General features: G+C 67.3%; 12 protein-coding genes and 2 pseudogenes. 8 read left to right on the plus strand and 6 right to left on the minus strand.

All coding sequences use genetic code 11. The annotated features are described in order from the left end of the window. The first annotated feature begins 1 nt into the window (after position 1). The 7 genes and pseudogenes from ssd (at position 2) to BIU82_RS19390 (ending at position 5,532) form a co-directional block, all read left to right on the plus strand. On the plus strand, positions 2–1,186 hold the full coding sequence (gene ssd, locus BIU82_RS14220; RefSeq protein WP_083292359.1) for a septum site-determining protein Ssd: 1,185 nt from the start codon (positions 2–4) through the stop codon (positions 1,184–1,186). Beyond that, positions 1,183–2,448 (plus strand): TadA family conjugal transfer-associated ATPase, encoded by a 1,266-nt coding sequence (locus tag BIU82_RS14225; RefSeq protein ID WP_083292360.1) that lies wholly within the window; start codon positions 1,183–1,185, stop codon positions 2,446–2,448. The genes ssd and BIU82_RS14225 overlap by 4 nt, the downstream gene beginning before the upstream one ends. Further along, entirely contained in the window at positions 2,445–3,311 is an 867-nt protein-coding gene (locus tag BIU82_RS14230) for a hypothetical protein (protein ID WP_070350107.1), read from the plus strand. The genes BIU82_RS14225 and BIU82_RS14230 overlap by 4 nt, the downstream gene beginning before the upstream one ends. Before the next feature lie 283 nt (positions 3,312–3,594). Next, positions 3,595–4,029: pseudogene (locus tag BIU82_RS20190) on the plus strand (type II secretion system F family protein); the annotation flags it as partial. A 140-nt stretch (positions 4,030–4,169) separates the two neighbouring features. Beyond that, positions 4,170–4,511 (plus strand): DUF4244 domain-containing protein, encoded by a 342-nt coding sequence (locus BIU82_RS14240; RefSeq protein ID WP_253182792.1) that lies wholly within the window; start codon positions 4,170–4,172, stop codon positions 4,509–4,511. Positions 4,512–4,618: 107 nt separating this feature from the next. Next, positions 4,619–4,933, plus strand: a pseudogene (locus BIU82_RS20195) (TadE family type IV pilus minor pilin); the annotation flags it as partial. Between the two features lie 212 nt (positions 4,934–5,145). Next, a complete protein-coding gene (locus BIU82_RS19390) occupies positions 5,146–5,532 on the plus strand; it encodes an Rv3654c family TadE-like protein (RefSeq protein WP_074466452.1) in 387 nt (128 codons plus the stop codon). 24 nt (positions 5,533–5,556) lie between these two features. Here the strand turns inward: BIU82_RS19390 and BIU82_RS14250 are convergent, their stop codons facing one another. Both BIU82_RS14250 and BIU82_RS14255 read right to left on the minus strand, forming a co-directional pair. Continuing rightward, entirely contained in the window at positions 5,557–7,899 is a 2,343-nt protein-coding gene (locus tag BIU82_RS14250) for a DEAD/DEAH box helicase (RefSeq protein ID WP_070350108.1), read from the minus strand. Positions 7,900–7,929: 30 nt separating this feature from the next. Continuing rightward, the gene (locus tag BIU82_RS14255; protein WP_070350417.1) at positions 7,930–8,625 is read right to left on the minus strand and encodes a GNAT family N-acetyltransferase; all 696 of its coding nucleotides are present in this window, start codon (positions 8,623–8,625) and stop codon (positions 7,930–7,932) included. Between the two features lie 160 nt (positions 8,626–8,785). On the opposite strand from BIU82_RS14255, the gene BIU82_RS14260 reads away from it, so the two are divergent. Next, entirely contained in the window at positions 8,786–9,679 is an 894-nt protein-coding gene (locus BIU82_RS14260) for a rhodanese-related sulfurtransferase (protein WP_070350109.1), read from the plus strand. A gap of 35 nt (positions 9,680–9,714) precedes the next feature. Here the strand turns inward: BIU82_RS14260 and BIU82_RS14265 are convergent, their stop codons facing one another. The 4 genes from BIU82_RS14265 to BIU82_RS14280 are packed head-to-tail and all read right to left on the minus strand — an operon-like array spanning position 9,715 to position 12,193. Then, on the minus strand, positions 9,715–10,239 hold the full coding sequence (locus BIU82_RS14265) for a hypothetical protein (protein ID WP_070350110.1): 525 nt from the start codon (positions 10,237–10,239) through the stop codon (positions 9,715–9,717). Positions 10,240–10,271: 32 nt separating this feature from the next. Then, positions 10,272–11,120 carry a hypothetical protein gene (locus tag BIU82_RS14270; protein ID WP_139146625.1) on the minus strand — a complete coding sequence of 283 codons (849 nt, stop codon included), beginning with the start codon at positions 11,118–11,120 and terminating at the stop codon, positions 10,272–10,274. 44 nt (positions 11,121–11,164) lie between these two features. Continuing rightward, on the minus strand, positions 11,165–11,737 hold the full coding sequence (locus BIU82_RS19750; protein ID WP_139146626.1) for a hypothetical protein: 573 nt from the start codon (positions 11,735–11,737) through the stop codon (positions 11,165–11,167). 24 nt (positions 11,738–11,761) lie between these two features. Then, on the minus strand, positions 11,762–12,193 hold the full coding sequence (locus BIU82_RS14280; protein WP_070350418.1) for a hypothetical protein: 432 nt from the start codon (positions 12,191–12,193) through the stop codon (positions 11,762–11,764). Positions 12,194–12,270 lie beyond the last annotated feature (77 nt).

Below are 12,270 nucleotides of genomic sequence, written 5' to 3' on the forward strand. Positions count from 1 at the left end.
CATGAACAGTCAGCACATCGGGGAAACACCGCGCGGATGGGCAGCGGGATCCGGCCCGGGATTGCCGGCGGAGGACGCAGGCACGCGCAGGGGAAGACGGATCACACGCCCTGGTGCGGTCCCGGAGCCGCAATGGCTGCCCGCGGACCCGGTGGACGTCCTCCTGGTGACCGGCAATCCGAGGATCCGCGCCGAAGCCGAGCGGGTCATTGCAGCTCTTGGCGCCGCGATGCACGCCGCAGACACGCCGGAAGAAGCATTGCCGCTTTGGGACTCCGCCGGGGCCGTGCTGATCGGCAGCGACATCCACGAACTTCCGCCCCGGCGTCGGGCCCCCGCCATCCTGCTGGGACTCGATGGCGAAGGGGACGGCCTGTGGCAGCTCGCCGCCGGGCTGGGTGCCGAACGGGTCACGGTCCTGCCAGAGGGCGCTGCCTGGCTGGCTGAACACCTGAGCCGCACCCAGGCCCCGGACCCGGGTGGAATGGTGCTCGGCCTCACCGGCGCGTGCGGCGGCGCGGGTTCCTCGACCGCTGCAATATGGCTGGCGCAGGAGGCCGCAGTCCAGGGCGTCAGGACCTTGCTTGTGGACGGTGATCCGCGGGGCGGAGGCCTGGAACTGAGCCTTGCCGCCGAAGAGCACCCCGGGTTGCGGTGGCCGGACCTTGCCGACGCCCGGGGCAGCATCGACCCCGAGCAGTTCGCCGGTTCCCTGCCCGCGGCCGGGGGATTTGCTTTCCTGTCCTGGCCGGGAAAGCGGGACAAAGCCATACAGCCTGACGCGCTCGCCGTGGCATCCGTCATGGATGCTGCCCGCCGGGCGTTTGAGCTTGTGATCGTGGACATCGGGCGCGGAGCCGAATCGCTGCGTGGCTTCGCCTGGGATTGCGACAGGATCCTCGTGCTCGCACCGGCGCAGTTGCGGGCGGCCGTCGCGGCGGCCCGGCTGCTCCAGGACCTCCCGCCTGTTGATGCCGGCTTGGTGGTGCGGGGCGGGAAGGCCAGCGCGCTGGACGGCGGCATCATCGCCGATTCCCTCGGGCTGCGGTTGCACGCAGTCCTGCCGGAGCTGAAGGGCACCACGGCAGCGGCCGAATCCGGCCGCTTGCTGGACATCGGCAAACGCCGCTCCGTGCGGCGCTTCGCCGCCCCTGTCCTGGATCTCCTTCAGGACGACGCCGCATGAATCCCGAGCTGAGGGGCCAGCGCACCCGGCGGGACAGGCGCCTTGACGCCGCGCTGCTGGAAAGCGTCCGCGAAACGGTGATGTCCGACGTCGGCCCCGTCACCCCGTCCCGCGTGGCCGCAGCGGTCCACGCGACCGGCCGGCTGCTGGGCACCGCGGGGGCGCTGGCCGCCGTCGACACCATCAGCGCCGAGCTGAACGGCCTGGGCCCGCTCCAGCAACTGGTGCGTGAGCCCGGGGTGACGGACATTTTCGTGAACGGGCCGGACTCCGTCTGGCTCGACCGCGGCCGCGGACTGGAAAGGTCCCCGGTCCGTTTCGAGGGCGAAGAACAGGTCCGTGCCTTGGCCTCCCGGCTCGTGGCAGCGGGCGGGCGCCGGCTCGACGACGGCTCGCCCTGCGTGGACGTGCGGCTCAGCGGCGGATACCGGGTGCATGCCGTGCTCCCGCCGATTTCCACCGCGGGCACGTTGCTGTCCGTCCGGATCCGGCGGGAGGAGGTGTTCACCCTCGACGAGTTGCGGGCCGGCGGGATGTTCGACGCACACATCCAGGAAGTCCTTGAGTCGCTGGTGGAGCGACGGCTCAGTTTCCTGGTGAGCGGTGCCACCGGTTCGGGCAAGACCACGCTGCTCTCCACCCTCCTGGGACTGTGCGCCCCGGAGGAGCGGCTTGTACTCATCGAGGACGCTGCGGAGCTCAACCCGGTGCATCCCCACGTGGTGTCGCTTGAGTCCCGTCACGGCAACCTTGAGGGCGGCGGCGTCCTGGACCTCGGTGAACTGGTCCGGCAGGCACTCCGCATGCGGCCCGACCGACTCATCGTCGGCGAGTGCCGCGGCGCGGAAGTCCGCGAACTCCTGACGGCCCTCAATACCGGGCATACCGGTGGCGGTGGCACCATCCACGCCAACACCGCTTCGGCAGTGCCCGCGCGCATTGTCGCCCTCGGTGCCTTGGCCGGACTCAGCCCGGACGCGGTCCGGCTGCAGGTGGCAAGTGCCCTGGACGCCGTCATTCACGTGGAGCGCACCCCGGCCGGCCGCAGCGTCGGCTGCATCGGGGTGCTGTCCGAGACACCCGGTGGACAAGCCGTGGTGCCGGCACTTGAGATGCGTAACGGCTCGACGGCGGCCGGCCCCGCGTGGCCCGAACTCGCCGCGCGCCTGGGCCTGGACGAGGTGGACTTCGCTTCCGCCCGGCGGATGTCCGCGATGCCGCACCTTGTCGGGGACAACTCCGGGGCGGAGATCGCCGCATGACCGTCGTCCTGGTCCTCGCGCTCGCGGCAGCGGCGTGGCTGGCGATCGGCAGCCAGCCGGGGCCCGGCCGGAAAATCGCACGGCTCACAAGCGGCCCCGGGAGGAACGGTCCCACGAAGGGCACGGGCCGAGCCTTTGCGTTGGCACGTGCCCGTCCGGCGAGGCGTCGCAGGAACAACGATCTCCCGCTCATGGTGCTGGTCCACCAACTGGCGGCCCTGCTGCGCGGCGGCCGCTCCGCGTCAAAGCTCTGGGACGAAGCCTGGGCTGTACACGGTTCCGGCGGATCGCGGAGCCCGGAGCACGCGCCTCCTCCGTGGAGCAGTGTGGTGCCGATCGACGGCGCGGGGCAGGGTTGCTCAGTGCAGGCCAAGGCACCCGAGGGCGGGGAGCATCTGTCCGAGGGGTCCGTGGCAGTGCTGGCTGCCGCACGCTCGGCGGCGGGCCTGGGCATGCCGGTGGCCACGGCCATCCGGACCTCTTCGGCTTCTTTCCGTCTTTCGTCCATGGAGCAGAGAGTCTGGGGAGAACTGGCCGGCTGCCTGGAGGTTGCGGAAGCCAGTGGCTGCCCGCTCGCGGACATCCTCACCCGCTATGCCGCGCATCTGGAAGCGGAAGACGACGCGGAGGCTGCCAGGCAGACGGCGCTCGCCGGGCCGAAGGCGACCGTCCGGCTGCTGAGCTGGTTGCCGCTCTTCGGGCTGGGCCTGGGAACGCTGCTGGGCGTAGACCCCCTTGGCATCCTGCTGGGCCATCCTTTGGGACTGGCAGCACTGGCTGCGGGCATCCTTCTGACGATCGCAGGCCGGGTGTGGTCCGTCCGTCTCGTATGGGCGGCCGTGTCCTCCGGCGGACCGGCATGACCATGACAGGGGGCTTCCCATGATCGATCCACTTCCGGCAATCTTCGTGGCCGTGGCCTTGCTCGCCGCAGCAGTCCTGGCGTTTCCGGACCCCGGTCGCCGCAGGCACCGGGCGCTTGCACTGTACTTGCAGGGATCGAAGTACCTGCGGCGAGCGGGCTCATGGGACGGACAAGCACGCTGGTACGGTGCCGGGCGGCTCCCGGGAGGGGATACGGCGCCGCGCGGTCCGGGCGGCCGTACCGGTCCGTCGCGGCCGGGCCATCAGGGGCCCGCCTATCGCGGTTTGGAAAGCACCGCGATCATGCTTGAACTCGTTGCGGCAACGCTTGAATCCGGCGCAGGCCTCGGACGGTCCCTCGAATTGCTGCTGCCCTGCACCACACCCGCCGTGCGGGAGGCCTTGCGCCCGGTTGTTGCGGCCCTGGCGATCGGCGCCGACTGGGAGACTGCTTGGCGCAACTCTGCTGCCCGGAATCCCGCAGCTCTGCGGCTGAGGGATTCGCTCGCTTTCGCTGCCCTCACGGGTGCGCCGTCTTCGGCCATCTTGTATGCGCAGGCCGCACGGCTGCGGCGCGAGGAATTCCGTGCGGCCGAGAAGCGGGCCGCCGCGCTGGGGGTGAAGTTGGTGGTGCCGCTCGGATTGTGTTCCCTCCCGGCTTTCATCTGCCTTGGCGTGGTGCCCGTGCTGATTGCCATGCTGCCCTCCGGAGCGTAAGCGCCAGGGAGCAGTCCTCCACAGCCGCACTCCGTCCCAAGTTTTCCACTTACCGAAGATCCCTCCTTACCGCGGCAACCCGCCCAAGGAAGAGTCGGAAGCAGCCGGCAACACCGCCTGGCACAACGAAAGGAAATGCAATGAAATCCCAGACAATGACCCGTCCCGCCGCAGATCCCGGCCCAGGAGAAGACGCCTGCGGCGGATCACCCCGGGCAAGCGAATCCCCCACGGTGAGCCGGGACGCCAAGCTGGCGGACGTCGTCGAGCTTTTCCCGGGTCAGCCAGCCGAAGCGGAGACTTCCGGAAGCAAGCGGCGCCCGCGCCTCATGGCATCCGAGTTGGGGATGGCCACGGCAGAGTATGCGATCGCTACGCTCGCCGCCGTGGGATTTGCGGGCGTGCTGGTCGTCCTGCTCCGCAGCGAGGAAGTCCGGAGTTTCCTGCTGAACCTCATCCGCACGGCACTCGCCTTGCCATGAGGGCCTGGCCTGGGTTCACGGTTGCGGCCGGTCTGCTCCGCAGACGAAGGGCAGAAGGCTCTCCAGGCCGGCCGGGGCGCCCTGTTCCGGGGAAGGAACGGGGCGCCGTGACGGCCGAATTCGCGGTGACGCTTCCGGCGGTCCTCCTGCTCCTCTCGTTGCTGCTGGCCGGGGCCGCCGCGGGTATTACGCAACTGCGGATCGAAGAAGCCGCCAGGGCGGGAGCCAGGGCGTTGGCACGTGGCGAAAGCAGTGCCGCCGTGGAAGGGATCGTCCGGCACCTCGCCGGTGATGCCGCTTCGGCTGCGGTTTCCGCGGAGGGGGAGTGGCTCCGGGTGACGGTCTCGGCCAAAGTGGGCGGGCCATTCGGAGCAGTTATTCCGTGGGTCCTCACGGCCAGGGCATCCGCCCGGACGGAGTCTCCCGATGCTGCAGCCGGCCCGGTATTGCGGGGACCTCGGGCCCGCAAACCGGCCTTCCGGGGCGCCGTAGATTTCCTGGCGCTCGCCGGTCCCGGCCGAGGCCGGGACAGCCATTCACAAGCAGCGGAGAGCAGGATGTTCGGAAATGGTGGCGTAAACCAAGGTGGCTTCCCGCTGCCAACCGGGCACGTTCTCCGTGGCAGGGCAGCGGCATGAAGGGGCGTTGCCCGGATCCCGCTCCGCAGTATCCGGACGAAGGACACGCGGAACGGGGTTCGGGCACGGTCCTTGCCGCGGGGCTCGGGCTGGTTGTCATCGCGCTGGTGTCGTTGGCGCTCCTGCTGGCGCAGGCGGGCACTTACGCGCACAGGGCTGCCGCGGCTGCGGACCTTGCGGCTCTTGCCGCAGCCGACGCAGCACGGGGACTCGCCCCCGGGGATCCATGCACGGTCGCGGCGGACACCGCGGCGCGAAACGAAGCACAGCTGACGTCATGCCTACTTGAAGGTGGCGGCATTGTCGAGGTCGGCACCCGGCTAAGGCAGGAGTCACCCTTCGGGGTTGCTACAGGGCGGTCAAGGGCTGGGCCACCGCCCTGAGCATGGCATCCGTCAGTGAACCCGCTAAGGGGCGTCCTTCAACAGCACCCCGAGCAGCGTGACCGCGGCGTCCTTGTCCAGGGGGTTGTTCTTGTTGCCGCACTTGGGGGACTGGACGCATGAGGGACAGCCGCTCTCACACTCGCAGGCCTTGATAGCATCGCGGGTGGCACTCAGCCAGGTCTCTGCCTTCTCGAAACCGCGTTCGGCGAAACCTGCTCCGCCGGGGTGGCCGTCGTACACAAAGATCGTCGGCACTCCGGTGTCGGCATGGAGCGCGGTAGAGACCCCGCCGATGTCCCACCGGTCACTGGACGCCACCAAGGGCAGGAGCCCTATCGCGGCGTGTTCTGCGGCGTGCAGCGCGCCGGGGAACTGAGCCTCAATCAAGCCGGCGTCCCGGAGCGAGCGGCCGTCCACCACAAACCAGACAGCCTTGGTGAAGAGGTCGCGGGCGCCCAGGTCCAGCGGCTCCTCGCCCAGAACCTCATTGGAAACCAGGGCCTTGCGTTGGAAGGAGACAACTTGGGTCGTTACTTTGACCTCGCCGAAATGCACGGCGATGTCTCCCCATTCGGCGGTCCGCAGCGTTTGCAGGACCTCGATCTGGGTCACGTCCCGCGCGGTGGTGTAGTAATCCGGGTTCGTGCGGCGTACCACCACGCAATGGTCCTGCTCGTTCAGTTCTTCCACCAGGTAGCTGTCGCCCTGGTGCACGTAGATGGCACCGGCGTGGGCCTGGTAGTGGGTCTGCGGAGAGTCCATGGTCCCCAGCAGCGTTCCGGAATCGGCGTCCACGATGCTTACCGGCCCGCCTCCGTCGCTGCGCAGGTTCACCATGCCGGCCGCACTTTCGGGGTGCGTCCAGAACCAGCCTGCCGGCCGCCGCCGCAGGTAACCCTGGGCCACGAGCTGACCGAGAAGGCCTTCGGCGGTGGGTCCGAAAAGGCCATGCTCGGAGGCACCGATGGGAAGTTCGGCGGCCGCCGCACACAGGTGCGGGCCTAGGACGTAAGGATTTCCGGGGTCGAACACGGTGGCCTCGACCGACACGTCGAAGATCGCCTCGGGATGGTTGACGAGGTAGGTATCCAGCGGATCATCGCTCGCTATGAAGGCAGCGATGGCGTCCTGCCCGGCGCGCCCCGCCCGGCCGATCTGTTGGAACAGGGAGGCCCTCGTTCCGGGCCATCCCGCGACCAGGACCGCATCCAGCCCGGAGATGTCGATGCCAAGTTCCAGTGCGGAGGTACTGGAGACGCCCAGGAGCTCCCCGTTGCGCAAGGACTTTTCGAGGGCCCGGCGTTCCTCGGGGAGATAACCGGAACGGTACGCAGCCACCCTCCGCGGAAGGCTCGGGTCCACTTCGTCCAGCAACCGCTTGGTGATGGATGAAATGCTCTCGGCGCCCCGCCGGGACTTGATGAAGGCGATGGTCCGGACCCTCGAAGACACCAGGTTGGCCATGATGTCCGCTGTTTCGGCGACGGCGGTGCGCCGGGTCTGGGCGCCGTTCTCGCCTTTGAGCTCGGTCAACGCCGGTTCCCAGAGCGCAACGGTGGTTGCACCGTGCGGAGAACTATCGTGTGAGACCTCCCGGACAGGCGCTCCGATCAGCCGGGAGAAAGACGTCCCCGGATCAGAAGCAGTGGCAGAGGCCGCAATGAACACAGGCTCAGGGAAGGAGGTACCGGCCCCGTAGTAGGCACAGATACGGCGCAGCCGCCGCATCAGGTTGGCTACGTGGGAACCGAAAACTCCGCGGTAGCTGTGGGCTTCGTCCACGATCACGTAGCGGAGCCGCCGGAAGAACCGGGCCCACCACTGGTGGTTCGGCAGGATCCCGAAGTGCAGCATGTCCGGGTTGGCCAGGATGAAATTCGCATGGTCCCGGATCCAGCGCCGTGCGGAGACGTCGGTATCGCCGTCGTAGCTTTCCGCGCGGACGGTCGGCAGGCCGAGGGCACGAACTGCGGACAGCTGGTCCGCAGCCAGCGCCTTGGTGGGTGCGAGGTAGAGCGCCACAGCGCCGTCGTCGTGGATCCGCCCGGGTTCGGAGAGGACCCGCAACTCAGAACGGTGGATCGCGTCGAGCGCCGGCAACTGGTATGCGAGGGATTTGCCGGAGGCGGTGCCGGTGGCGATCACCACGTGCTCGCCGCCGTGGGCAAGGTCCGCGGCTTCGATCTGGTGCCGGTACGGTTCGCGGACACCAAGTGAGCCGTAGGCGTCCACGATGTCGCTGTGAACCCATGAAGGCCATGGTTCATGGACGGCCTTACGGGCCGGAATCGTGTGGACATGGCGCAACTGTTCCGGCTCCGGGCTGCGGCCCAGAAGGGAGATCAGTGATTCGGCGTTGTCCACCTGAACATTCTGTCACCGGTGGATGGAACGCTAGGCCACCGAGAGGTCGCCGTCCTGCGCGGGATCGGCGGAGAGCATGAGCACGCGGCTGATGTTCTTCCAGCCGAGGTGGGAATACAGTTTCTGCCCGTCCAGGGAGGCCAGCAGGAGCCCGCTTTCGACGTCGTGCTCGAATGCCTGGGCAGCGAGGGCCTTCATGATGAAGCTCCCCAGGCCGCGGCGCTGGAACTCGGGCTCGGTGACGATCCTGTCGAAAACGGCGGTGGTCCCCACCACGCACACACGCCCGCTCGCGGCGAGCTCTTCACCGGAACGGACCTCTGCGTAGTGGATCCCGTTGTTCAGGGAGGTGGTGAGTTTCAAGGAGTCATCGGAGAGCCAGGGATCCTCGGCGTCCTGGGTGGCCATGTCCACGAACATCATGGTCTGGGAGGCGGAGGTGGTGCTCAGCCCGTGTTGATTGGCCAGGAAGGTGTACCGGGCCAGGTCGTTGCTGAGGATCGTCAGGATGCGGGCCGGTGACTCAGCGGCCTTCGCTGCCAACTCCGCAAATTCGGCGTCGGAAGGGTCATGGGCGAAGTACTCCCAGTCCCCGGTTTTGTCTGCCCGCAACGCGGCAGGGAACCGTCCTTCCTTACCCGTTTCGTAGCCCCGGCAGCCGGCCCAACCGGCCACCCAGACCTCCAGCAGATGCGTGATGTCTTCAACCAAAGCGTCTGGACTCATGTAGAGAGCGTAAGCCAGCACCCATATAAGCAACAGGGGCGCGCAGTAACAGCTCCGTTAACTCTCCCAGGCATCGTGCAGCCGCTCCGGGGAGCCCCGGCCATGCGCTGAACAGACACTGGAAATCCCCGGTTTGCCGCGGCCCGGTACCCTTAAATGCGTGGCTTTGAACCGAATTGTGCTCTTCTACGGCTTTACCCCGATCGCGGACCCGGACGCCGTCCGGCTATGGCAGCGCGCCCTCTGCGAGAAGCTTGGCCTGACCGGGCGGATCCTGATTTCCAAGGACGGAATCAACGCAACCGTCGGCGGAGAAATCGGCAACGTCAAGCAGTACGTAAAGACCACGCGGGAATACAAGGGCTTCCGGAACATCGACGTCAAATGGTCCGACGGTGGAGCCGAGGACTTCCCACGGCTCAGTGTGAAGGTCCGCGATGAGATCGTGTCCTTCGGTGCCCCGGGCGAATTGAAGGTCGACGGGAACGGCGTCGTGGGCGGCGGTGTCCACCTCAAACCCGAAGAACTGCACGCCATGCTGGAGGAGAAGAAAGCCGCCGGCCAGGAAGTGAAATTCTTTGACGGCCGCAACGCCTTCGAGGCGCAGATCGGCAAGTTCAAGGATGCAATCGTCCCCGACGTCGCCACCACGCACGACTTCATCAAGGAACTCGACTCCGGCAAGTACGACGACCTCAAGGACCAGCCGGTCGTGACCTACTGCACCGGCGGAATCCGCTGCGAAGTCCTCTCCAGCCTGATGGTCAACCGCGGCTTCAAAGAGGTGTACCAGCTGGACGGCGGAATCGTCCGCTACGGCGAGAAATACAGGGACCAGGGCCTCTGGGAAGGTTCCCTGTATGTCTTCGACAAGCGGATGCACCTGGAGTTCAGCGAGGACGCCAAGACGATCGGAGCGTGCGTCCGCTGCGAGGCCCCCACGAACAAATTCGAAAACTGCTCCAACCCCAGCTGCCGCAACCTCACGCTCTATTGCGCCGAATGCGCAGCCAACCCGGAAACCCTCCGCTGCCCGGAGGGATGCGCCGTCTGACCAGGCGCCCCTTGGATATGGAATGACGCCGGCTTTCAGACCCGGCTTACCCGGTAGGCAAAATTCGCGCGCCTGACTGCTTCCACGGTCACCGCGAGCACTGTCGATTTCGGCAGTTCCACCACATTCACGCGCGTCAGGCCACAGTCGGTGGTGAGCTCAATGAGTACTTCTCCGCTATCCCGGACGGAATAGGACGCCTGCCGCGCTCCCCGGCAGGCGAGTGTGACGGCGTAGGTGCCCGCCGGGAGCTGGACAGTCCGTTCCGTGCGGGATTCGCCGGACCCCAGGAAACCGTAGCTGGTGAAGAACGCCTGTCCGTTATCGTCCGGGAGCACCTCCTGTGCCCAAGCCTTCAGCGCCTCGCCCGAGACGGTCCGGTCCAGCCCCGGATCCCGCGGCAGCACCGGATCGGTGATCACCGGTGCCGGGCGTTCAGGCAGCGGTGCGCGGCCGTCGTCGTACGTATATTCACAGGCGGCCAGCGCCGCGCAGGAAAGTACGACGGCGGCAATCGGCCGCCGTCTTCGGGGCACCTTGCGGGCTCGGAACCGGCCCATGATCCGACTTTACGCCCGGACGCCCGGCGCCGTCAGAGGTGTCCCGGGACCGGGCCGATCCGGTAGCCGAAGGCTCCGTCGCCGCCGCTGCCAAGGGGTTCGATCCGGATTAGGATGCCGCCTTCCTTCGCCACGATCCGGACACCGCGGATGCTCCTGCAGGCTGTGCGTTCGATCATGAGGGTCCGGCCGCTGTCCCGGCTCCTCACTGTCAGCTGGACCTCGCGGTAACCGAGGCAGGCGAAAGACATGTCGAAAGTGCCGTTCGACGCGGAGTCCGGGAGCTCAGCGGCGCCGTCGAGCTTTGTGGCTCCGAGGCGTTCGAAGGGACCGGGCTTTCCGAGGACTCCTCGCGCCCAATCCTCCGGGGAAAGTGCCGGGGTAGGTGCGTCGTGGAGCAGTTCCAGCTGTGCGGCGGCGACGGCGTCGCGCCGGGTGGCGTCCGAGTGCAGGCTGATCCGGGCCTCGCCTGAGGACAGGTGCACGCGGATACGGGCCGTTGCCCCGCAGTTCAGCGGCAGGCCTGCATGGATGCCGTCGTCCTGGCTGACGAGGATCCGTGCGCCGGTTGTCCCCGTGCAACTGCCTGTCACAAGGTAGGTCCCGGCGGCAACGGCGGACGATTCCACAGCTTGGGCGGCGTCCGCCACCGGACCGGCGAAGCGCAACACCGGGGCGGAAGGGACAGGGCCGAGCTTTTCCAAGGCAGCCTGCTTGTTCGTTTCCAGCGCTGTCGGCGCCGCGGTCAAGGCAGGGACGGGATCCTTAGGTTTGTCGTCAGGGGTGGCGTATTCGCAGCCTCCGAGCAGCATCACGAACATCGCGGATGCCAACAGCGCCAGGAGCCCTGGTGCAGGAGCGGGGCATGATCGCGCCGGCATGCCACGAAGATACTCCCGCGGCAGAGGGGTGCACAGGGGAGGGCTTAGGGTTTTGGCGGAGCGATGTCCTTGACCTTTATGAGCTGAATCCCGCCCACCGCCTCAGATCCCTTCGTCTTTCCTTGGACTTCGACAGTGACGGTCCCATCCTTCAGGTCACGCGTGTTTGACGTGACGGATCCACAGGGAATCCACCCGCTCTTTGTAGTTCCAACTTGAACGGGTGTCCCTTGTGATGAGCCGTCGCGAACGACAAACTTCGCCTCTGTGTCTCCGAGGCATGCGATCTTGATGAGATACCGACCCGGCTCTACACCTCCGCTTGCTGAGACTGCCGTCGGAGGTTCTTGCGTACCTGCTTCTACGTAGAGACCGGGGTTTCCTATTGGGCCCGACATGCTGAAGTTGGAATGGGGCGGTCCCATGAGCTCTTCAAGCCCTTTGGTCCTGCGGTCAATCCTTGCGAGGAACTCAGCGCCGGCATCAGGCTCCAGGCTATTGATGGAGGAAGTGCTTGCCACCGCGCTCGGCCGCGGATCGCCTTCCGCCGTATATTCACACGCCGTCAGAGCAGCGAGAAGCGCCGCCGCCATCATTGCCCGCCCCCACACAGCCATGGGGAGAGCCTAGGCGACGCGATGCTATTCGGGAACCAACTGGTACGCGTAAATCAGCGGCACGTCCACGCTGCTGGCGGTGATCTTGACCGTTCCGGCAGCGGGCAGCACCACGCGCGTGGTCTCGTAGCTGCCGTTGCAGGCCGCCCCCGCTTCGGTGATGTCGCGGCCGCCGGACGAGACCGCGAAGAACGCCTTGCCGCCGCCGTCGCACGCAACCGCCAGGGTGTACCTTCCCGCCGGAACTTCGGCCTCCTGGGCCGCGGGCTCGCGCTTGAGCATCTTGCCGGAACCCTCCATGGCGACGGCGGACGCGGACGGCAGCACCTTCGCCTTCCACACCGGGACGTCGGCTTCGCTCACGGACGGCGTGGCGGAGCAGGACGCCGCGGCGAGGGCGGCAGCTGCCAGCAGGGCAAAACCGGCAGCCCGGGCTGTGGAGGGAAGGAAAGCCATGTTTCCCACGCTACCCGCTCCGCAACTGTGCCGTTGTCCACATAGCCGCGTTCCCCGCGCAGACGGGAAGAATGCCG

It is taken from the genome of Arthrobacter sp. SW1 (genome assembly GCF_001766675.1).
GTDB lineage: Bacteria > Actinomycetota > Actinomycetes > Actinomycetales > Micrococcaceae > Arthrobacter.